This window comes from Ruegeria sp. HKCCD6647-2 (assembly GCF_057221075.1).
Genome location: NZ_JBWVBD010000011.1, coordinates 33,459 through 55,568, shown reverse-complemented (window position 1 = coordinate 55,568; position 22,110 = coordinate 33,459). Strand labels below are relative to the sequence as shown.

The window sequence follows — 22,110 nt, the reverse complement described above, 5'->3', positions numbered from 1 at the left end:
AAAGGACATCAATCCCATGCCTCAGGAAATCATCTTTCCAGCCAAAAACACCTTTACCCTGTCCGACTATCAGGACGCTCCGCTTGCCGCTGACGAGGTCAGAGGCCGGACTGTTGCAACCCTGATCAGCCAGGGGACCGAGCTTGCCTGGGCCAACGGAGATGACTTTCCAATCCGACCAGGATACGCCGCCGTGTTTCGTGTCGATAAGGTTGGCACCGAGGTTGAGGGTGTCAATATCGGGGACCTGTGCTTTTGCATGGGGCATCATCGGTCGACGCAGCAACATCCGGTGCGCCATACTCTGCCCGTGCCGCAAGGCATGAATGCCGAAACAGCGCTGTTGGCCCGGCTGATGGGCGTCTCCATGACAACGCTAATGACAACCAAGGCCCGCCCCGGCGATACGGTCATCATCTGTGGGGCTGGTCCGGTCGGGTTGCTGGCCGCCCAGAACTTCAAAATCGGCGGATTCAACGTTTCGGTGGTCGAACCGGACGCGCAGCGTCGATCTCAAGTTGAACAGTCGGGTATCGGCAGCACATTCGCGTCCATGCCACTGGACGACCCAGCGTATGCCCGCAAAGTCGCTTTGGTGGTTGATTGCTCAGGGCATGAGGCAGCGGTGCTCGATGCGTGTCGCATCGTCCGTCAGGGAGGAGAGGTTGTTCTGGTCGGTGTGCCCTGGCAACAGCGCACCGACATACCCGCCCACGACGTCCTGCACGAGGTCTTCTTCGGTTACGTAAATCTGCGCAGTGGCTGGGAATGGGAGTTGCCGATCCACGGCCGTGATTTCGTTTGGGAGGAGTTGCTGGAAGGCTACAACAACGCCCCACACAGTATCTTTTCGGGTTTTGAAAAAGCCATGTTATGGCTTTCTGACGGACGTCTGGACGTGGGGGGGCTCATGAGCCGACATCCCGTGTCCAATGTGGATACCATTTACTCAAAAATCGCCGACAGGGTAATCGACGCACCTTTAGTCGTGCTGGATTGGACCGATTTCTGAACTTCAGATTTTCTCTGGACTAAACCACGGACTCTTGCCGTTTCAGTAGTTCTTGCAAAAAGTCCGTTCCCACCACGACTCTGCCCATTACGTTAATTCGCGGAGTTAGCCGCTCAACTCACCTGTGCGGCCTGTTTTCTTCTGCCAACCAGAACCGTTCAGCACGCCCAAATTGTCAGTGAAGGACCGATCAATGCCTGTTTGTATCCATATTTCAGAAAACTCCACTATCCGGGACAGTGCTGATCGGTCGGCAATTGTGCGACGAGCATAGGTCGGGAACCTTCCTAAGTTATCACCGCGTGGTTACGCGGACGCGACAGTTAGGGAGAGAACCATGGCAAATATCCTCATTATCTACGATAGTGAAAGCGACCGTAAATTCACCTCAACCACCGTGCCCTTTGTCGAGGAAGGGGTTGAATCCGTACCAGGTATGGAGATTCGTGTACGTCATGTAGATGCGGCCGAAACCGAGGACGTATTTTGGGCGGACGGAATTGCGATTGGCTGCCCGACGCACTTGGGTGGGGTGTCGTGGAAGATGAAGCAATGGTGGGACGAGCGCACTCCCGACATTTGGTTCAAGACCGACGGGAAGTTCGCCGTACCGTTCACTTCAGCCGGTAGCCTAGGTGGCGGTGGCGAACTTGCCTGCATGGCTATGTCGATCATGATGATGAATATGGGCTATTTCGTCTTCGGAATTACCGACTATGTCGCCAAGAAAGAAAGCCTGCACTACGGTGCGGTCGTTGCAGGGGAACCACGTGCGGAACACGCAAAGGAAGCATGTCGACGGGCTGGGCGTCGCTTGGCCGAGTGGGTCGGATATTTCATGGAGGGGCGGAAAGACTTGCACCCGCTTGAAGCAAAATACGAACGTTTTTGGGAGCTTGCGGACTGATGAAGGCACGGTTGTTGGTGGAACTTGACGTCAAACCCGACGAAGCTGAGACCTTCGTTGAAATGTTCCGGCATGAGTTTATGACCCGATCCCGCGGTGAGGAGGGGTGCGAGCAATACGAGCTCTGGCGCGATCCGAAGATGCCGGAGAAAATGACCATAGTAGAGGTTTGGTCGAGTCAGGCCGCGCTGGACGCACATTTGGCACAGGGATGGTTTGCGGATTGGGCTCCCAAAATGGAGGCGGCGCAAGCGACGCCGCTCATCTTGCGCCAATTGATTTCGGTCGAAGACTGAAGCAAGTTTCGCGTCTGCGCGAATGAGGAATCCCAACTCGTTTGATACATTGGCCCCTGTTGACAAAGGTGAGACTCACCTCACTAAACCGCGGCAGAGGTGCTTGGAAATACAGTTTCCTGAGTTGGCCGAAAGATACGGCTCATGCTTCCGTCGGTTTTTCTTGGGCGTTTATAGAATTCTGTTCTCGGAATCTGGGTCGAACACCACGGCCTTTTCCATGTTGAAAGCGAATTCGGCTTCTTGTCCGGGGGCGACCTCCGCATCCGCGCGCATCCGTGCGACACACTCGGCGCCTCCGACGGCCGTGGCCACGAATGTGTCCGAACCCGCAGGTTCTGTCACGGTCACTGTGTTTCGGATCGACACAATGTGCGTTGACCGGTGATCTGCGCCTTCCATATCGGTCAGTGCCTCGGGGCGGATGCCCAGTATCACTTCTTTACCATCATATGTCTTTATCGCGTCCGATGGTGCGCAAAGAGCAAGGCGGATTTCCTCGCCGCGATCATTCTGTGTCATCGCGTCAACCGAAGTCCCTTCGACCCGGATGGTTGTCCGGATCAGGTTCATTGACGGAGAGCCCATGAACGTAGCCACGAACAAGTTCGAAGGTGTGTCATAGATTTCCTTCGGGGTGCCCAGTTGCTGTACATACCCGCCATTCATGACGGCGATCCGGGTTGAAAGGGTCATCGCTTCGATTTGGTCATGGGTTACATAGACGATTGTTGTACCGAGGTTCTGGTGCAGCTTCTTAATCTCGGTGCGCATATCGACCCGAAGTTTGGCATCAAGGTTCGACAAAGGCTCGTCGAAAAGAAACACGTCGGGGTTGCGCACCAGTGCCCGACCCATGGCAACACGCTGACGCTGGCCGCCTGACAGTTGACCCGGTTTGCGATCCAGAAGCTGTTCTATTTGCAGCAGCTTTGCGACATCTGCCATGGCCTTTTCACGTTCAGGCTTGGGAACACCGTGCATTTCAAGGCCGAAGGTGATGTTTTGGCCAACAGTCATGTTCGGATAGAGCGCATAGGATTGGAAGACCATCGCGATATTGCGGTTTGAGGGGTGAACCCCGTTCATGACCGAGTTCTTGATCCGAATTTCGCCCGAAGTGATGTCTTCCAGCCCGGCAATCATGTTCAGTAGGGTGGATTTGCCGCAGCCCGAAGGCCCGACCAAAACAAGGAACTCGCCTTCCTCCACCGCGATGTTGACCTCGTGCAGCACCTCGACGGGGCCATAGGATTTGGTGACGTTGTCTATATCGAGAAAACCCATCGGTTACCCCTTAACAGAGCCCGCCATCAGGCCGCGCACAAAATAGCGTCCGGCAACGATGTAGACGAGCAGGGTTGGCATTGCGGCAAGGATCGCACCTGCAAAATGGACGTTGTATTCCTTTACGCCGGTCGAGCTTTGCACAAGATTGTTCAGGGCGACTGTCATCGGGGCACCATCGCCCGAGGCGAAGGAGGCACCAAACAGGAAGTCGTTCCAGATGTTGGTGAACTGCCAGATCACGCAAACCACGATAATCGGGCCCGAGGAAGGTAACAGGATTCGCCAGAATATCTGAAAGAATCCGGCGCCATCGATTTGAGCAGCCCGAACCAATTCGGTTGGGAACGCCGCGTAGTAGTTTCGGAAATACAGGGTCGAAAATCCGACACCATAAACCACATGGACCAGAACCAGTCCTGCTGTCTTGCCGGACAGGCCAAGAACGCCGAGGATGGCAGCCATGGGGATCAGGACGATCTGGAACGGGATGAAGCAGGAAAACAGCATCAACCCAAACAGGATCGTGTCGCCGCGGAACCTCCATTTTGTCAGGATGTACCCGTTTAAGGCCCCAAGCACCGTAGAAATGGCGACGGCCGGGACGACCATCGAAATCGAATTCCAGAAATAGGGCCGGAGTCCTGTCGGTTCGACCCCGACCTGTGCGGTGGACCACGCTTTTGCCCAGGGCTCCAATGTGAAGGCACTTGGAAGGGACATCATTCCGCCGCCCGTTATTTCGGAAAGCGGTTTCACCGAATTTACCATCATGACGTAAAGCGGAAGCATGTAGAACAACACGAACAGGATCAGCACCACATAGATTAGCGTCCGTGCGAAGCGGCCCGTGCGGATGGCGGTATCTGAGCTTGCGAATGCCATCACTTCTTCTCCTTCAATTCAGCGTACAGGTAGGGGATCATGATCGCTGCGATTGTGATCAGCATGATGACCGCCGAAGACGCGCCTATCCCCATCTGATTGCGGCTGAAGGTATAGGAATACATGAACGTTGCGGGCAGCTCAGTCGCCCTGCCGGGACCGCCCCCGGTCATCGCGATTACAAGGTCGAAAGTCTTGATCGCCAGATGGGCAAGGATCACGAACGCCGAAAGAAACGCGGGCCGGAGCTGCGGAATGATGATGCGCCGATAAAGATTCCAGTTTGACGCGCCGTCCATCTGCGCGGCTTTCAGGATTTCATTGTCGATCCCGCGCAACCCGGCCAGAAACATGGCCATAACAAAACCCGAAGTCTGCCAGACGGCCGCGAGAACGATTGTATAGATTGCGAAGTCGCGGTTTTTGATCCAGTCGAATTGGAAATTCTCCCACCCCCAGGCTTGCACGATGTTTTCAAGCCCGATGCCCGGATCCAGAAACCACTTCCAGGCTGTACCGGTCACAATGAAGCTCAGAGCCATGGGGTAGAGATAAAGTGGGCGTAAAAAACCTTCGCCTCTGATCTTCTGATCCAACAGGATGGCCAGTGTCAGACCGATAATTGTACAGACAACGATATAAAGGCCGGCAAAGACGGCCATGTTGGTCAACGCGATCTCCCAGTGGGACAGTTTGAACAGTTTTTCGTAGTTCGCCAATCCAATCAGGTCGAAGGTGCGCTGCCCGTCCTTGTCGACGAACGGTAGAATACGGCTGTCCGTGAAAGAAACATAGACTGTGAACAGTATGAACCCGTAAACAAAGATCAGGACCATTGCCAGTGACGGCGAAAGGACAAGCTTGGGAATCCAGTTCTGTAGACGGGTTTTGAAATCCGCCTCGGCAGCCGTGGCCATGGCAACTCTCCGAAAGGCAGGTTATGCGAAAATAGCAAGGGCAGGCAGGGCGAGCGATCAGGACCGCCCTACCAGAGTAGATTATTTGGCGATGGAAACCGCGTCGACCAATTCCAGAACTGCCGTTTCGCTGTCGTACTCGCCGTTGAAATGCGCGGTGACCACGTCATAGACCGCATTCTTCACCGAAGCTGGAGCAGCATGGCCGTGTGCCATCGAGCCGAACAGGTTGCCCGACGATGCAGCCGCCGCAAGGTCCTTCATACCCTGCTGGCCACAAGCGTCCAGCTCGCTTCCATCCACGTCTGTGCGTGCAGGGACGGAACCCTTCACCTTGTTGAACGCGATTTGGAAGGATGGTGACAGGATCGCGCTGGCCAGTGCGGCCTGCTCTACAGAAACAGTGCCACCCTGATCGAACATCATGAACTGATCCGCATTGAATGTGACCTGATCCTGAGTGCCCGGGAAACGGAAGCACAGGAAATCTTCGCCGGGAGTTTTACCTGCGTTCAGGAACTCACCCTTCGCCCAGTCACCCATCATTTGGAAGCCGGCCTCACCATTTATGACCATCGCCGTCGCCAGATTCCAGTCGCGGCCCGAGAAATTATCGTCGACGTTTTCGCGAATGAACGCCATCCTGTCGAAGGCTTCTTTCATCGTGTCTGAACCCAGCGCCTCTTCATCTAGATCGATGAAGGCGGCTTTGTAAAACTCTGGCCCGCCCGCGGACATTGCTACCGCGTCGAACACGGTCGCATCCTGCCAGGCCTGGCCACCGTGCGCGATCGGCGTAACGCCTGCTGCATTAAGTGTTTCAACTGCGGCTACAAAATCTTCCCAGGTTTCGGGCACTGCAATTCCGTTGGCGTCGAGCACGGATTTGTTGGCCCAAACCCAGTTGGTAGAATGCACATTGACCGGTGCAGAAATCCACTTGCCATCAACTTTGGCAAAGAATTGCAGCGCTTCGGGCACAACGTCATCCCAACCTTCCTTGGCGGCTAGGTCGTTCAGATTCGCCAGTGCACCTTGGTTACCCCAATCCAGAATGTCGAAGCCCAGTGCCTGAACTGCAGTGGGTGGGTCGCCCGCGGTGACGCGAGCACGCAGAACGGTCATGGCCTCGGTGCCGCCGCCACCTGCAACCGGCATGTCCTGCCAGCCCACACCCTGGCTTTCAAGGTCTTGTTTGAGCACGTTCAGCGCTGCTGCTTCACCACCCGAAGTCCACCAATGCAGAACTTCCACATCTTCGGCATGTGCAGCTGTGATGGAAAGGGCAACGGCCGTTGTCGAAAGTTTAATAATGCTGGTTATCTTGTTCATGCTTTCCTCCCTTATGAAACTGTTGTAACTGTGTGGTTACTTGCTAATATTGGCGCAAGGCTTCATTGAGTCAAGAATACATATCCTGCGAACGACGATCACACCAAATTATTGCCAAAATTCGGAGCGCACGTGGATCAGGAGAATTGCCTTTCAATCTCCCGTTGCGATCAGATCTCTACATTTGAGGGCGTTCATTTTGAACGATCCGCAGAATGCTATCGACGTTGAAGTCCAGGCGCTCGTTTAGTGCCTGCTCGTCCATCATGTCACGTTGAAACAGGAATGAGCCGGTAAACCTGTTCGTCAGGTAATAATACCCGATAGCGGCAATGGTGATGTTTAGCTGCGTGGCGTCAATGCCAGAGCGAAATTCACCACTTTCTTCGCCGCGCTTCAGAATTTTTTCTACCATCTGAACAAGTCCTTTGGTCGATTCTGGAAGACTCGAAAGGGACTTTATGTGTCGTGCTCGGTGCAAGTTCTCACTATTGACGAGCGTAATGAACTCGGGATTTTTGAGGTAGTATTTCCAGGTAAACCGTACCAGTGATTCAAGTGCATCAGATGGCGACAGGCTTTCGAGATTCAACTTGCGTTCTGCGTTTCGGATATCAAGATACGCAGCTTCCAGAACTGTGCGGAATAAATCCTCTTTGCTGCCGAAGTAGTGATAGAGCATGCGCTTGTTCGCATTCGCACGCTCGGCAATTTCATCTACCCGCGCGCCACCCAGACCGTGTTTGGCGAACTCCTTCTTAGCGGCCTGTAGAATCCGCGCTTTTGTCGCCTCAGCATCTCTTTTCTTTTTGTTTTTTGTATTCTCGACCACCGCGAGCTTCCTTTCTTACAGGCTTTTCAGCGCGAAAATATTAGGTCAATGCGTTCCTTATGCCTGACCTTCAGAAATCAAAAAAGCACAGCTTCAGGCTGTACAATGCTGTTTCTACCCCATTCTTAACGCTTGACATAGCCCTTCGTAAAGAAGTAACTAGTTAGTGCATTAAGGGCGCGGCATCCCGCTGCGCGGATATGTGCCGGGGAGGGGCTGAACAAGGATGTCCGCGGTCCCGAGTGCTAATCGAAAGGGAGGACGCTATGTCATTTATCAAGAAGTATATCGAGCAGGAGACTATAACCCGCCGCAACTTTCTGCTGGCCTCTGCCTACGGTGTGGGCGGGGCTGCAGTCTCAAGCATGCTGGGTGGAGTGGCCCGAGCCGCCATAGCGGATCCAACGATTGCGTGGTCATATCGCAACCGCACCAATCCGTATTGGAACGAAATCGTTTCTGGTGGCGAAGCTTTTGTTGAAAGTCTGGGCAAGCCTAAAGACTTCCTGACACATTTGATCAACGAGGGATCGTCAGAGAAGTCGCTTGCAGACGTTAAGGCGTTGCTTTCCAAAACCAACGGTGAGCTGGCGCTGGCCATCGATACCAACGATGCACCAAATGCCCGTCCGGTAGTGGAATCGTGCGTGGAAGCGGGTGCCTATGTTTCGACCCTATGGAACAAAACCGATGATCTGCATCCGTGGGACTTTGGCGACAACTATGTCAGCCACATGAGCTGGTCAGACGAAGGCCCGGCAGAACAAACAGCCCGCATACTGTTGGACGCAATGGGTGGGTCTGGAGGCGTTGTGCATCTGGGCGGTATTGCATCGAATAACCCGGCTATCGAGCGTCTGGCAGGCCTCAAGACCGCACTGAAAGACTATCCCAACGCCGAGCTGTTGGCCGCCGAACCGGCGGATTGGGACACGCAGAAAGCCAACCAAGTCATGAGTGCTTTCCTGACGCGTTACGGCGACGAGATCAAAGGCGTCCACTGCGCCAACGACACCATAGCTTACGGCGTGCTCGAAGCTCTACGCGCCGAGGGTATCGAAGACATGCCGATCGTGTCCTATGACGGCAACCCCCAAGCTGTGCAACTGGTGGGCGAAGGCAAGATTCTGGCCACTGTATTCACAAACCCACATTGGGGTGGCGGTATCACCGCGGCACTCGCATATTACGCGGCAACTGGTCATTTCAAACCGTCTGAAGAACCGCACGAACACCGTGAATTCTACGGTCCGACCATCATGGTCCGTCCTGAGGATGCGCTGGCGTTCAAAGCAGAGTATCTGGACAGCGTTCCGACCTATGACTGGAAAGACTTCTGGTCCACGTCGAACGGTCAGATTCAGTACTAGCAAGGCGTCGCGGGCCGGTGTTCGCACCGGTCCGTCCGTCTGAGCTGGGTACACTCACCAGGCGGCTATGCAATTCACTCAGTGGGAGGAAGCACATGAGTAATGTGCTGAAACGGGATGTTCTGATCAAATGGGCGCCCCTGATTGTCCTTATCGTCCTGATTTTGTTCTTTACCGCAATGGAGCCGCGTTTCTTCTCGCTGCGAAATTTTGCGCGGATCGGTATCTCGTCCACACCGGCGCTGATGGTCGCCATCGGCGTGACTTTCATCATCATCATGGGGTCTATTGACCTGTCGATGGAGGGCACTGTTTCCGTCTGCGCGGTTGTGTTCGCCTTTGCGTTTATCGCCATGGGCGGGACGCTGGCCTCATGGGGATGGCTGGCCCTTCCGCTTGCTCTGCTGGTTGGTGCCTCAATCGGGTTGGTGAACGGTCTTGTCCATGTTTTGCTCAAAATTCCGTCCTTCATGGCCTCTTTGGCGATGGGTTTTGTTGGCACCGGGTTTGCATTGCTGCTGACCGGCGGAGACCGGATCAGGGTCGAGGATGATCTGTTCCGCTCGCTTCTGACCGAGCGCTGGTTTGGCTTCCCGATCATGTGCTACGTGGCGCTGATCTTCCTATTGATTGCTTGGTTCATCCAGTCTCGCACAACGCTGGGGCGCAACTTCTATGCCGTGGGCGGGGGTGAGGAACTGGCCCATGCTTCGGGCCTGAACGTCAATCGTGTGCGGATCATGGGCTTTGCGCTGGCTGGCGTGTTTTATGCGGTAGGCGCGCTGCTGGCCGTCGGCCGGATCGGGATTGCCGAAACCGCAACAGGGTCGAACTTCATGTTTGTGTCGATCACTTCAGTCGTCGTGGGTGGCACCGCGCTGTGGGGTGGCATTGGCGGTGTCTGGAACACCTTGGTGGGTGTTCTGATCGTGAACGTCATTAACAACGGCATGGTTGTGATCGGGTTACCCGGCTACGTGCAAGACGGCGTTCTGGGCGTTCTGGTCATTGCTGCGGTGGTTCTGTCGACCGACCGTAAATCCGTGACCTTCGTTAAATAGGGGCGGCAGATGTACGAACTTATAAACGTTGACAAGAAATTCCCCGGGGTCCACGCACTGAAATCCGTCGATTTCAAGATTGGACGGGGCGAAATCGTCGGGCTGGTCGGTGAAAACGGTGCCGGGAAATCGACCCTGATGAAGGTCATCTATGGCGCCTATCAGCCCGATGGCGGCGATATCACCATCGATGGCACAAAGGTTCGCTTTCAGAACCCGCGTCAGGCGATGGATCACGGCATCGGCATGGTGTTTCAGGAACAATCCCTGATCACCAACCTGACCGTGATGGAGAACATCTTTCTGGGGTTCGAGCAGCAATTCGTCAACTATGGCGTGATCAATTGGAAAGCCATGGCCGATGCCGCGCGCCAACAACTGGCCAAGGTCAAACTGGATATCGACCCCGGTATGGTCACCTCAAAGCTGTCTTTCGCGCAACGGCAACTGGTCGAACTGGCCAAGGTTCTGACGCTGGAGGAGCGGATCGACGGCGATCTGGTCATCCTGCTGGACGAGCCGACCTCGGTTCTGGCCAAGGAAGAGGTTGAACTGTTGTTCAGTTTGGTGCGCGAACTCACCAACCGCGCGTCGTTCATCTTTGTCAGCCACCGTATGGATGAGGTTCTTGATCTGTCCGACCGCATCTATGTGATGAAAGATGGTGAGGTTGTCGACGTAGTCACTAAGGGCGAGGCCAATGTAGATGCGATCCAGCACAAGATGGTCGGCCGGGATGTGGACAAGGAATACTATCGCGAGCAGAAACAGAAGCCCTATCAGGCCGAAGCAAACCCGCTGGTAGCCTTCGATAGCGTTTCACTGAACGGAAAGTACTCGGACATTTCCTTTGAATTGCGTCCGGGAGAGGTGCTGTGCCTTGTCGGGACCGAAGGATCAGGTCGCGAAGCGATCCTGCGCACGATTTTCGGGCTTGAGACGCCATCATTGGGAACCGTGACGCTCAAGGGTGAGGCTGTTGGCAGGTTCAACGCGCAAGCAGGTGTCGCGGGGGGCGTGGGTTACATCCCGCGCGAACGTAAAGTCGAAGGCATCGTCGCGGGAATGAATGTCTATGAAAACATGACGCTCAGCCAGATGGGAAACTATGCCAATTCCGGTGTGCTGCGGATTGGTGAGGAAAAATCGCTGGCCCGCCAATGGATAGATCGCCTCGCGATCAAGACGCCGGATGTCTACAAGGATTGCGGCGGGCTGTCCGGGGGCAACCAGCAAAAAGTTGTTCTGGCCAAATGGCGATCCGCCGGATCCGATATCATTCTGCTCGACCATCCGACGCGCGGTCTGGATATCGGCGCGAAAGAGGATGTCTATGACATGGTACGCGAAATGTCGGATGACGGCGTCGGCATCATTCTGGTCGCGGATACGCTGGAAGAAGCCATTGGGCTTAGCCACACGATCATCGTTCTCAAGGACGGTGTCGCACAGAAACGTTTCGATTGCAGCCCGGGGGACAAGCCGTCGCTGTATGACCTTGTCCACCACATGATCTGAGGCCCGCGCCATGAGTTTTGAACGCATCAAACCCCATCTGCCCTGGATCACCTTGCTGGCGCTTGTGCTGGTGGTTGGTCTTGCCGACGCGAATTTCCTGCGCCCGGCCAATCTGATTTCGATGATGGCGGATATCGTGCCGCTGTTCATCATGGCGCTTGGCATGACCTTTGCGATCTATATCGGCGGTATCGATCTGTCGGCCCAATCAATTGCAAATATGACAACCGTTGTGGCCACCATCGCTTTGCCAACCTTTGGCATTGGAGCGGCGCTGATCTGCATTCTGTCGGGCGTGGTTCTGGGCAGTGTCTCGGGCTATGTGACGACGCGACTGTTCGTGCCATCCTTCATTTCAACGCTGGCTGTTGGCGGTATCGCGTTTTCGACGGCGCAATACCTGTCGGGCCAGCGCGCCCTGTTCATGGATGCGACGCTGCGGGATGCGACCTTCGGCTGGATGACCGGGACAGTTTTTGGTCTGCCAAGTGAGCTGATCATTGCCGCGATCCTAGTTCTGGGCGCGTGGTTTCTGCAATCGCGAACAACATTTGGACGCGCTCTCAAGGCGGTTGGTGCGGGTGAACCTGCAGCTGTCGCCTCGGGTCTTAATGTCAACCGGATCAAGATCATGGCATTTGCCTTGTCCGGTGGACTTGCGGCGATTGCGGGTTTGCTGTTCTCGGTCAAGCTGTCCGGTGGCTCTCCCACACTGGCGAACGGATTCCTGCTGCCTGCAATCGTTGCGGTTCTGGTTGGTGGGACACCCCTGACCGGTGGCGTTGGCGGCGTAATCAACACCCTGATCGGTACGCTGATCGTTGCGGTGATCCGCTCCTCGATGCTGTATTTCGAGGTGGATGCCACGCAACAGCAGATGGTTTTTGGCCTGATCCTGATTGCGGCAATTGCCCTGACGATCGATCGATCAAAACTCAGAGTCGTGAAATGACCGGGACCATGAAAGCCGCAGTCCTGATCAGGCCGGGACAATTCGAGGTGCGAGACGTGCCCCGCCCCGAGCCCGGCCGGGACGAGGTGTTGGTCCGCATATCGCGGGTCGGCATATGCGGCACGGACATGCATATCTTCAATGGCCACTATGCGGCGGAAAACCTGCCGATGATCCCGGGCCACGAGTTCACCGGCGCCATAGCGGCAATCGGGGAAGATGTCACAGGTCTTGACGTTGGTACGCCGGTCGTAGTGGACATGAACATTGGTTGCGGAACCTGTTATTGGTGCAGGCGCAACGAAATCCTGAATTGCCCCGAAATGAAGCAAATGGGCATATCAATGGATGGCGCATTTGCCGAATATATCTCGGTTCCTGCACGATTGGTCATTTCGACCCCCGACGATGTCCCTGCGGATATTCTGGCATTGACCGAACCGTTGGCCTGCGTTGTCCGCTGCGCCCGCAAGGCAAATGTTACCTTTGGTCAGTCCGTTGTGGTTTTGGGCGCCGGTCCGATCGGCAATCTGCATGTGCAGCTATTGCGCGCGATTGGTGCCGCTCCGATCATTGTGGCTGACGTATCGGAAGACCGTGTGCACATGGCCCTGCAGAATGGTGCGGATGCCGGTGTTTCCGATCCTTCGGAGCTGAAACAGACGGTTTTGCACCATACTGACGGGCGCGGTGCGGATATCGTCATCGAAAGCGTTGGATTGCCGATCCTGTATGAGCAGGCGATGCAACTGATCCGCAAAGGCGGCCACATCGCGGCCTTCGGCTTGACCGGAGCCGGTGAGACGTTGCCCGTCGATATCCTGCAGACAATCCTGCAGGAAAACTCGATCAAAGGGTCTGTCGCAGGTATGGGCCAGGACATGCACGATGCCCTGATTTTGCTGACGCATGGCCGGATCAATACCGACCTTTTTACGCGTGCCGCTTACCCGCTGGATCGCATTCAGGAGGCGTTCGATAGCTTCCCTGACCGGCCAATGGATTTGAAGACCCAGATTGTCATGGCGCACTAGTCAAACGGGAGGAACTGCAAATGACCGTTGAAGTCTATATGTCGAAACCCGAAGGCATGATCCCCAACAGCCGCTTCCCGCTGTTGATCCATCGCGGAGCGATGCCCGGGGGCGGGGTGGATGCGGTCAAGGCGCGGTTCCGCGCAAATGGCTGGGGCAACAACTGGGAGTATCCCGGCGTTTACGAATACCCACATTTTCATTCGACCTCACACGAATGCCTAGGCTGCGCCGCCGGTTGGATGGAATTCAACCTGTCTGTGGAAGGCTGGACCAAAGTGCGGATCGAAGCCGGTGACGTGATCGTCATGCCCGCCGGTGTCAGCCATGAGATGGTTGGACGCTCGGACGACATCATGATGTGCGGCGGCTATGCCGGAGGCCGCGACTGGGACAACATTCAGGAAGCATTCCTGACGCCCGAGATGTATCAGGCCGCCGTCAAACGGATCATGATGCTGCCAATCCCGGACAAGGATCCCGCGACCGGAGAGATCTTGCACCAATGGCATGATGCGCCGTCTTCGGTTGATAGCGGATGGAATGAATTTCGCGACAGGCTGGATGCGTCAGCCTGAGTCGTAACGCAATGATGGAGCACATCAAATGGATCAAAAGAGCCACATTCTGAAACCGCCGTCTGAGCCGCGGGAGTTTGGTTTCTTCGTGGACGGGCAATGGGTGCCTGCCGGAGACCGGGAAGTATTCGAACGATCCTCGCCCGGTCACGGTGTTCCCGTAACCCGTATCCCCCGCTGCACCGAGGACGATCTGAACAATATCGTTGCCTCGGCCAGGGCGGCCTTCGATGATCGCCGCTGGTGCGGGTTGTCCGGCGCTGATCGTGCCGCGATTCTTCTGAAGACAGCAGAGCTGATCCGTGCCCGCACGGATGAGATCGCCTATTGGGAAACTCTGGAAAACGGCAAGCCCATAAGTCAGGCGCGGGCCGAGGTTCAGGGCACCGTTGGCATGTTCGAGTTTGCCTCGGGTCTTGCGCGCGCGTTGCATGGAGAGAGCTTCAACAACAGCGGTGACGGGGCAATGGGAGTCGTCACCCGTGAACCCGTTGGCGTTGTAGGTCTGATCACGCCCTGGAACTTTCCGTTTCTGATCCTGTGTGAACGGGTGCCGTATATCCTTGCCTCGGGGTGTACGATTGTCGCCAAACCTTCCGAAGTGACCAGCGCGACAACACTGTTGCTTGCGGAGATTCTCAGTGAAGCCGGGCTGCCTGATGGTGTGTTCAATGTGGTCACCGGATCGGGCAGTGTGATTGGCCAGAAACTGGCCGAGCATATGGATGTCGACATGCTGTCATTCACCGGCTCGACTGCTGTGGGCCGGTCGGTGGTTGCGGCTGCGGGCCAGAGCAACTTCAAGAAGCTGGGGTTGGAACTTGGCGGAAAGAATCCGCAGATCGTGTTTGCGGATGCCGATCTTGAGGATGCCGCCGATGGCGTCGCTTTTGGCATCGCATTCAATACCGGGCAGTGCTGTGTCTCCGGCGCGCGGCTGCTGGTGGAACGCTCTGTCGCTGATGAGTTTTCAAAGATGGTGGCAGACAAGCTGCGCAATGTGCGCGTCGGTGACCCGCTGGACGAACGCACGCAAGCTGGAGCGATCACCACGGATGCGCAGAACCGCACTATCCTGTCCTATGTCGCCAAAGGTCAGGAAGAGGGTGCGACCCTGCTGACCGGCGGGACTACGCCCGAGATATCCGGCGGGCAATACATAGATCCGGTCGTCTTCACCGATGTCACAATGGATATGGCGATTGCTCGGGAAGAGATTTTTGGGCCGGTTCTGGTTGTGATCCCGTTCGATACGATTGACGATGCCATCGCCATTGCCAACGATACGGAATACGGTTTGGCCGCCAGTGTCTGGACCAAGAATATCGACAAGGCTTTGACTATCTCGCGCCGGGTTCAGGCGGGTCGGTTCTGGGTTAACACCACGTTGGCCGGAGGACCGGAACTGCCGATTGGCGGCTTCAAGGCTTCGGGCTGGGGTCGCGAGGCCGGGATGCATGGGGTTGAGGAATATACGCAGGTCAAATCGATCCATGTCGAGATTGGCAAGCGGACGCATTGGGTGGAATGATGGCGCAGAGCGGTTACGATTATGTGATTGTCGGGGGTGGCGCAGCCGGGTGTGTTCTGGCCTACCGTCTCAGCGAAGACAGCAGCGCGCAGGTATTGCTGCTGGAAGCAGGCGGCAAGGACAGTCATCCGCTGATCCATATGCCGGTCGGATTCGCCAAGATGACAGACGGACCGCACACTTGGGGGTTTACAACCGTACCGCAGGTGAACGCCAACAATCGCGAAATCCCCTATGCCCAAGGCCGGGTCATCGGTGGCGGCAGTTCGATAAACGCCGAGGTCTTCACCCGCGGCCACCCGTTGGACTATGACCGCTGGGCCAACGAAGAAGGTTGCGAGGGCTGGTCATTCCAGGAGATCCAGAAATACTTCGTTCGCTCGGAACGCAACGCAATCCTGTCCGGTGACTGGCACGGAACCGAAGGCCCCTTGGGCGTTTCGAATATCGCCGCACCGCAGGAGATGACGCGCGCCTTTGTGCGTTCGTGTCAGGAGGCGGGCATCCCCTACAACCCCGACTTCAACGGGCCGGTTCAAGAAGGGGCTGGGGTCTATCAGACCACAATCTGGAACGCGAAACGCTGTTCGGCTGCGGTGGGTTATCTGAAACCCGCCTTGTCGCGCCCCAACCTGACGGTCGAAACAGGATGTCAGGTGCATCGCGTTTTGATCGAAGGTGGACGCGCAACAGGGGTCGAGTACGACAAGGGCGGGCAGGTCCGGACAGTGATTGCCGATAAAGAGGTTCTGGTGACGTCCGGTGCGATCGGAACGCCCAAGCTGATGATGCTGTCGGGCGTTGGCCCTGCTGCGCATCTGCGCGAGCATGGGATCGAGGTCAAACAGGATCTGCCGGGCGTCGGCGAAAATCTGAATGACCATTTCGGCATCGACATCGTGGCGGAGTTGAACGGGCATCAAAGCCTCGACAAATACAATAAACCGCATTGGGCGGCGTGGGCCGGAATTCAATATTTCCTTTTCGGGTCGGGGCCGGTGGCATCGAACGTGGTAGAAGGCGGTGCGTTCTGGTATGGCGACACATCCGCACCCGTGCCCGACTTGCAATTTCATTTCCTGGCAGGCGCTGGAGCCGAAGCCGGTGTGCCAAGTGTCCCCAAAGGCAGCTCGGGCATCACTCTGAATTCCTACACTGTACGCCCCAAAGCACGTGGAACCGTTCGGTTGAGGTCAAACCGGGTTGAGGATATGCCGTTGGTTGACCCCAATTTCCTCGGGCATCCGGATGATCTGAAAACCTCGGTCGAGGGTGTGCAACACAGTGTCGAGATTTTCCGGCAGAAAAGCCTACAAAAATACATCCGCCAAATCCGTTTTCCGGATGACAACGTCAAGACACAGGCTGATTTCGAAGCCTATGCGCGGCAATATGGTCGAACGTCTTATCACCCCACATGCACCTGCAAAATGGGCGTGGACGATATGGCGGTCGTCGATCCGCAGATGCGGGTGCATGGGGTTGACGGGTTGCGCATTTGCGACAGCTCGGCCATGCCCAGCCTGATTGGATCAAACACCAATGCGCCAACAATAATGATGGCAGAAAAAGCTTCTGACATGATCAGGGGTAATCACTAAGCTATTCCGCTCTCAAAGGCTTGGATAACTCCCCGAACTGGCGGTGCCAACTGATGGCACCGCCGTTTTTTTGTTCAGTCCCACTCAGGCGCCCAGGGCACCAGATCTTCGGTGACGATCCTGTAGCCGGTATGGGTCAATACATCGATCCGGTCCATGTCGATGCCGGATAGGGTGAAATCCATTACGTCGAAATTGGCTTGGATATTGGCACGTTTGGTCGACATCGTGTTGATCGAGACACCTTTTTGCAGAATCCACCGCAACACGACCTGACCTGCAGTTTTTCCATAGCCCTCGCCGATTTCGGCAAAGATCGGATTCTTGAAGACTTCACCACGTGCAACCGAGCAGTAGGACGACAGCGGAATCCCGGTTTCGCTAGCTGCGGCAAGTAAGGTGTCTTGATTCAGCAAGGGGTGAAATTCTACCTGGTTCGTTACCAGCTGAGTGTCGATGATCCTGGTTGCATCCCGCATCATCTGCGCCGTGTAATTCGAAACGCCGATATTCTTGGCTAGCCCTTTCGCGTGTGCTTGTTCCAACAGCTTCAGAGATGGCGCGATGTCGCCGCCAACTGGGGGCCAGTGCAAAAGCAGCACATCAACATAATCCAGTCTCAGTTTCTTTAGGCTTTCTTCAACGGAGGGCAAAAAAGCCGCCTCGCTGAAACTGTCGGGATGGACTTTGGTGGTGACACAAATCTCGTTGCGGGCAAGGTTAAGTTCAGCCAATGCATCGCCGGTTTCCTTTTCGTTTTCATACATTTGCGCAGTGTCGAACGAACGGTATCCGACCTCTGCCGCGATCATCATGGCATCCCGAAGTTCCTTCTCAGTCAGTGGGAATGTGCCAAAAGTGCGCTGATTGGTGTTTTGAAAGTAGATATTCATAGCGTTCCTCCCTGATATTAGCCTTGTAAGTAACTTATTGGTTACTTGCTGCCGGGTCAATTCTGCAGTGTGACTAATTCTGGTTGATTTTGGTCGTCTATCGGGGCATAAACATATAACCAGTTAGTTACTTTCGTGAGAATCGCATGACAAAGCAGATGACGGCGCGCGAAGCAGCAAGCCTTGTTCCTGACGGGGCGACAGTGGCAGTGAATTCGTCGAGTGGTCTGTGCTGCCCCGATGCGGTACTCAAGGGGTTAGGCGAACGCTTTGATGAGGAAGGTGCGCCAAAGAATCTGACGACGATCCATCCCATTGCTGCTGGTGATATGTTTGGCACCAAAGGCGTGGATCACATCTCCAAGCCCGGTCTTTTGACGCGGATCATTGGCGGGTCGTACCCGTCGGGTCCCAGCAAGGCTGAGCCACCGCTGATCTGGCAGATGATCACAGGTGAACAGGTGCGCGCCTATAATGTCCCGTCGGGTATCATCTTTGACATGTTGCGCGAAGCGGCGGCCAAGCGGCCTGGTGTGTTGACGAAAGTCGGGATGGACACATTTGTCGATCCCGATATCGAAGGTTGCGCCATGAACGATGCGGCCCGTGCCGAACCGATCGTCAAACGCATGGAGTTCGAAGGTGAGGATTGGCTGTATTTCAAATCCAAGGCCCCAAACGTGGCGATCATCCGAGCTACCACCGCTGACGAAAAGGGTAATCTGAGTTTCGAGCACGAAGGCGCCTATTTGGGTGCAATGGAGATGGCACTGGCCGCCCGGAACAACGGTGGTGTCGTGATCGCTCAGGCCAAGCGCATCGCCGCCGCCGGCAGCATTCGCCCCCACGACGTCCATGTGCCGGGCATTCTGGTTGACGCGATTGTCGAGGCCCCGGATCAGTTGCAGACGACGGCGACAGAATACGATCCAGCAATATCTGGTGAATTGACTCGTCCAATCGACAGTTTCCGCACGGCGGAATTTAACGTCGGCAAAGTCATCGCCCGCCGGGTTGCGAAAGAACTGAAAGATGGCTGGGCCGTGAACATTGGGTTTGGTATCTCGGCCAATGTCCCCCGCATTCTCGTCGAGGAGGGGCTGCATGGTTCAGTCACCTGGATGATCGAGCAGGGCGCAGTCGGCGGCGTGCCATTGCTGGATTTCAAATTCGGCTGCTCGGCCAATGCCGAGGCGTTCGTCCCGTCACCTCATCAGTTCTGCTATTTTCAGGCCGGCGGGTTTGACGCCTCGCTCCTGTCATTTCTTGAAGTCGACAGGAACGGTTCGGTGAATGTGTCACGTCTTTCCGCCATACCCCACAGAACGGCCGGGGCGGGCGGCTTTGTGGATATTACGGCGCGGGCCCGGAAGATTGTATTCTCCGGCAATTTTAATGCCGGGGCAAAAATGACCATTGAAGACAGTCAGTTGAACATCCTGCAGGAAGGAAAAGTTGCCAAATTCGTCGATGAGGTCGATCAGATTTCATTCTCCGGTACGCGTGCAAAAGCGCAGGGGCAGGACGTAACCTATGTGACCGAGCGCTGTGTGATCAAACTGACGGAACGTGGCCTGACGGTGACCGAGATCGCACCAGGCGTGGACCTGCAGCAAGACATTCTGGATCAGGCGGCGACCCCGTTGTTGGTGGCGGATGATTTGGTGATGATGGACGCGGAACTGTTTGATCCGGCCCCCATGGGTCTGCAATTGTAGACAGCATGATGGAACACTTTCTGCTGGATATCAAAGACGGCATTGCGCGGCTGACCATCAACCGGCCCGACCGGCTGAATGCGATAGACGAAGCCATGATGGATGACCTTCTGTCCATCTGCCGTCAGATCGAACATACCGACGATGCGCATGTTGTCATCCTGACCGGCGCGGGTAAGGCGTTCTGTGCGGGCGGCGACATTGATGCGTGGGCAAGCCGCTCTCCCGACGGGTTTGGCCGACACTGGTTACGGGATGGGCATCAGGCGTTGGACGCGCTTACGCGTTTGCGTCAACCGGTCATCGCCGTCCTCAACGGCCATGTTTTGGGCGGTGGACTTGAGTTGGCAGCATGCGCGGATTACCGCATCGCAGAATCCCACATCCGGATCGGACAACCCGAGCCCGCGCTGGGAATTATCCCCGGCTGGTCCGGAACTCAGCGGGCGGTGCGTCGGTTTGGCGCCCAGCTCGTGCGGCGCATGGCTATCTTCGGCGAAGAGTTTTCGGCCGAAGCGGCACTGGCGGCAGGGATCGTCGATCAAGTAGTTGAAAAGGGACGGGGTCTGGCTACGGTTGACGATCTGGTCGAACGGATGCGCCATCGCGGACCTGTCGCGATTGAACTGGCAAAAATGCTGATCAATGCCGCCGAAGGAGAAGAGCGCGAACGTGTCTTTGAGGCGCTCGCCGGTCGTATTGCTGCCGCACAGCCCGAGTTGCAAACCGGCCTGTCCGCATTCAAGGACCGCAAAAAAGCAAAATTCTGGTAACATCTCGCTGAAAGGTAAGCTCAATATGATACGTCACCTTGTTCACCTGCGTTTCAAAGCAAACACAAGCGATGCAGAGAAGGCGGCATTGTATTCCGACCTGGGCGGACTTTCCGGGCATATCGACGGGATATTGGACTTTCAGCATCGCAAGAACGTCTCGATCGAAACGCCGCTTGTGCGGGATTTCAACGATATGTTCTGGTTCGACTTTCAGGATGCGGCAGTGCGCGAGGTTTATCTGAACGACAGCACCCATCAGGAAATCGGCGGGCGAATCGTTGAAAAGCTGAAAGGTGGCGCGGAGGGTGTCTTTGTCTGCGACATCGAGCTGTGAATGAAAGACACAGTGTTTCTGACCTCGCTGTTTGACGCGGCCGTCGAGGCTGCCGACCCGCTTGCGGCGCTGAAAACCCAACTTCCCGGCCCGCCCAAAGGACGCACCGTTGTGATCGGCGCAGGCAAGGGCGCAGCGCAACTGGCGCAGGCGTTCGAAACATTGTGGAACGGTCCATTGTCCGGTGTGGTCGTTACCCGTTATGGCTATGGGGCCGCGTGTTCCGGGATCGAAGTGCTTGAAGCTTCGCACCCGGTTCCCGATGAAGCCGGGGTACAAGCCAGTCAGGCTTTGATGCAGGCGGTGTCCGGCTTGGGACCGGATGATCTGGTTGTGGCGCTGATTTGTGGAGGTGGTTCATCGTTGCTGCCGTGCCCGCCCAACGGGTTGTCGCTTGCGGATGAACAGGCCCTCAACCGGGCACTTCTGACATCAGGGGCACAGATCTCGGTCATGAACGCCATTCGAAAGCATGTCAGCGGCATCAAGGGCGGTCGACTGGCGGCGCTTGCGCATCCTGCCCGGGTGGTTTCCCTTGTGGTCTCGGATGTGCCAGGAGACGATCCCGCGCAGGTGGCCTCGGGCCCGACGGTGCCGGACGGGGTGTCGCGCGATGACGCACTGCGCCTGATCACCGATTACCGTATCGAGTTGCCCGGGTCGGTTTTGGCCCACCTTAATACACCTGCCGCCGCAGCCCCTGAACCAGGGGATGTGCGGTTCTTTGGCAACGAGGTGCGTGTCATCGCCTCGGCCGGGTTGTCTTTGGACGCGGCCGCCCGCGCTGCCAAAGCGCAGGGTGTTCCCGCCGTGATCCTGTCGGACGCCATCGAGGGTGAAGCTCGGGACGTGGCCCGTGTGCACGCAGCGATCGCCCGCGAAGTGGCGGGCAAGGACCGGCCCTTCAGAAAGCCGGTCGTGATCCTTTCGGGCGGAGAGACCACGGTCACCTTGCGCGGAAAAGGAAAAGGCGGGCGCAACACCGAATTCCTGCTGTCTCTGGCGCAGGAAATTGACGGGATGGATGGAATTGTGGTGCTGGCGGCGGATACCGATGGTATCGATGGCTCGGAAGACAATGCTGGCGCATTTGTGGATGGAACAAGCTGCGCCCGGATGCGTGCCGCCGGTCGCAACCCGGCAGCGGATCTTGCCGAAAACGACGCCTTTTCGACCTTTGAGTCAATTGGAGATCTGTTCTCACCGGGTCCCACGGGTACAAACGTCAATGATTTTCGCGCCATTCTGGTGCGATGACCCGACAGGCTCGCAGGCC

21 protein-coding genes are annotated in these 22,110 nt (G+C 56.2%); 15 read left to right on the top strand and 6 right to left on the bottom strand.

The genetic code is table 11. The annotated features are described in order from the left end of the window. Positions 1-16 precede the first annotated feature (16 nt). From AC2TDJ_RS20170 to AC2TDJ_RS20160, 3 genes are all read left to right on the top strand, one after another. Positions 17-1,012: a zinc-binding dehydrogenase gene (locus AC2TDJ_RS20170; protein WP_480844472.1), complete on the top strand. Its 996-nt coding sequence runs from the start codon at positions 17-19 to the stop codon at positions 1,010-1,012. A 337-nt stretch (positions 1,013-1,349) separates the two neighbouring features. Further along, positions 1,350-1,919, top strand: coding sequence for a flavodoxin family protein (locus AC2TDJ_RS20165; protein ID WP_480844471.1), 570 nt, complete (start codon positions 1,350-1,352; stop codon positions 1,917-1,919). Continuing rightward, on the top strand, positions 1,919-2,215 hold the full coding sequence (locus AC2TDJ_RS20160) for a putative quinol monooxygenase (protein WP_480844470.1): 297 nt from the start codon (positions 1,919-1,921) through the stop codon (positions 2,213-2,215). The genes AC2TDJ_RS20165 and AC2TDJ_RS20160 overlap by 1 nt, the downstream gene beginning before the upstream one ends. A gap of 171 nt (positions 2,216-2,386) precedes the next feature. On the opposite strand, the gene AC2TDJ_RS20155 is transcribed toward AC2TDJ_RS20160, so the two are convergent. The 5 genes from AC2TDJ_RS20155 to AC2TDJ_RS20135 all read right to left on the bottom strand — a co-directional run bounded on the left by AC2TDJ_RS20155 (position 2,387) and on the right by AC2TDJ_RS20135 (position 7,468). After that, a complete protein-coding gene (locus AC2TDJ_RS20155; RefSeq protein ID WP_480844469.1) occupies positions 2,387-3,502 on the bottom strand; it encodes an ABC transporter ATP-binding protein in 1,116 nt (371 codons plus the stop codon). Positions 3,503-3,505: 3 nt separating this feature from the next. Beyond that, positions 3,506-4,387, bottom strand: coding sequence for a carbohydrate ABC transporter permease (locus AC2TDJ_RS20150; RefSeq protein ID WP_480844468.1), 882 nt, complete (start codon positions 4,385-4,387; stop codon positions 3,506-3,508). Next, positions 4,387-5,304, bottom strand: coding sequence for a carbohydrate ABC transporter permease (locus AC2TDJ_RS20145; protein ID WP_480844467.1), 918 nt, complete (start codon positions 5,302-5,304; stop codon positions 4,387-4,389). The genes AC2TDJ_RS20150 and AC2TDJ_RS20145 overlap by 1 nt, the downstream gene beginning before the upstream one ends. 81 nt (positions 5,305-5,385) lie before the next feature. Further along, positions 5,386-6,636 (bottom strand): ABC transporter substrate-binding protein, encoded by a 1,251-nt coding sequence (locus AC2TDJ_RS20140; protein WP_480844466.1) that lies wholly within the window; start codon positions 6,634-6,636, stop codon positions 5,386-5,388. Between the two features lie 178 nt (positions 6,637-6,814). Next, positions 6,815-7,468, bottom strand: coding sequence for a TetR/AcrR family transcriptional regulator (locus AC2TDJ_RS20135; protein ID WP_480844465.1), 654 nt, complete (start codon positions 7,466-7,468; stop codon positions 6,815-6,817). A gap of 266 nt (positions 7,469-7,734) precedes the next feature. Between AC2TDJ_RS20135 and AC2TDJ_RS20130 the strand changes: the two genes are divergently transcribed. From AC2TDJ_RS20130 to AC2TDJ_RS20095, 8 genes are all read left to right on the top strand, one after another. Further along, on the top strand, positions 7,735-8,838 hold the full coding sequence (locus AC2TDJ_RS20130; protein ID WP_480844464.1) for a sugar ABC transporter substrate-binding protein: 1,104 nt from the start codon (positions 7,735-7,737) through the stop codon (positions 8,836-8,838). Between the two features lie 95 nt (positions 8,839-8,933). Continuing rightward, positions 8,934-9,899: an ABC transporter permease gene (locus tag AC2TDJ_RS20125; RefSeq protein ID WP_480844463.1), complete on the top strand. Its 966-nt coding sequence runs from the start codon at positions 8,934-8,936 to the stop codon at positions 9,897-9,899. 9 nt (positions 9,900-9,908) lie between these two features. Further along, a complete protein-coding gene (locus tag AC2TDJ_RS20120; protein ID WP_480844462.1) occupies positions 9,909-11,417 on the top strand; it encodes a sugar ABC transporter ATP-binding protein in 1,509 nt (502 codons plus the stop codon). A gap of 10 nt (positions 11,418-11,427) precedes the next feature. Then, the gene (locus AC2TDJ_RS20115; protein WP_480844461.1) at positions 11,428-12,369 is read left to right on the top strand and encodes an ABC transporter permease; all 942 of its coding nucleotides are present in this window, start codon (positions 11,428-11,430) and stop codon (positions 12,367-12,369) included. Next, the gene (locus AC2TDJ_RS20110) at positions 12,366-13,403 is read left to right on the top strand and encodes a zinc-dependent alcohol dehydrogenase (RefSeq protein ID WP_480844460.1); all 1,038 of its coding nucleotides are present in this window, start codon (positions 12,366-12,368) and stop codon (positions 13,401-13,403) included. The genes AC2TDJ_RS20115 and AC2TDJ_RS20110 overlap by 4 nt, the downstream gene beginning before the upstream one ends. A gap of 20 nt (positions 13,404-13,423) precedes the next feature. Continuing rightward, on the top strand, positions 13,424-13,981 hold the full coding sequence (locus AC2TDJ_RS20105) for a hypothetical protein (protein ID WP_480844459.1): 558 nt from the start codon (positions 13,424-13,426) through the stop codon (positions 13,979-13,981). A gap of 28 nt (positions 13,982-14,009) precedes the next feature. Continuing rightward, positions 14,010-15,512 (top strand): aldehyde dehydrogenase family protein, encoded by a 1,503-nt coding sequence (locus AC2TDJ_RS20100; RefSeq protein WP_480844458.1) that lies wholly within the window; start codon positions 14,010-14,012, stop codon positions 15,510-15,512. Next, on the top strand, positions 15,512-17,113 hold the full coding sequence (locus AC2TDJ_RS20095) for a GMC family oxidoreductase (protein ID WP_480844485.1): 1,602 nt from the start codon (positions 15,512-15,514) through the stop codon (positions 17,111-17,113). Before AC2TDJ_RS20100 ends, AC2TDJ_RS20095 begins: the two co-directional genes overlap by 1 nt. Before the next feature lie 74 nt (positions 17,114-17,187). Here AC2TDJ_RS20095 and AC2TDJ_RS20090 read toward each other — a convergent pair whose 3' ends face one another. Next, positions 17,188-18,006 carry an aldo/keto reductase gene (locus AC2TDJ_RS20090; protein WP_480844457.1) on the bottom strand — a complete coding sequence of 273 codons (819 nt, stop codon included), beginning with the start codon at positions 18,004-18,006 and terminating at the stop codon, positions 17,188-17,190. A 146-nt stretch (positions 18,007-18,152) separates the two neighbouring features. Here AC2TDJ_RS20090 and AC2TDJ_RS20085 point away from each other — a divergent pair, with 146 nt between their 5' ends. Genes AC2TDJ_RS20085 through AC2TDJ_RS20070 form a run of 4 tightly spaced genes read left to right on the top strand, consistent with a single transcriptional unit; the run spans position 18,153 to position 22,091 of the window. Next, entirely contained in the window at positions 18,153-19,724 is a 1,572-nt protein-coding gene (locus AC2TDJ_RS20085; RefSeq protein WP_480844456.1) for an acyl CoA:acetate/3-ketoacid CoA transferase, read from the top strand. A 5-nt stretch (positions 19,725-19,729) separates the two neighbouring features. Beyond that, positions 19,730-20,497 carry an enoyl-CoA hydratase/isomerase family protein gene (locus tag AC2TDJ_RS20080; protein ID WP_480844455.1) on the top strand — a complete coding sequence of 256 codons (768 nt, stop codon included), beginning with the start codon at positions 19,730-19,732 and terminating at the stop codon, positions 20,495-20,497. Positions 20,498-20,522: 25 nt separating this feature from the next. Then, positions 20,523-20,834 carry a Dabb family protein gene (locus AC2TDJ_RS20075; RefSeq protein WP_480844453.1) on the top strand — a complete coding sequence of 104 codons (312 nt, stop codon included), beginning with the start codon at positions 20,523-20,525 and terminating at the stop codon, positions 20,832-20,834. Further along, positions 20,835-22,091, top strand: a complete 1,257-nt coding sequence (locus AC2TDJ_RS20070; protein WP_480844452.1) for a glycerate kinase type-2 family protein — start codon at positions 20,835-20,837, stop codon at positions 22,089-22,091. It abuts the gene before it with no gap. Positions 22,092-22,110 lie beyond the last annotated feature (19 nt).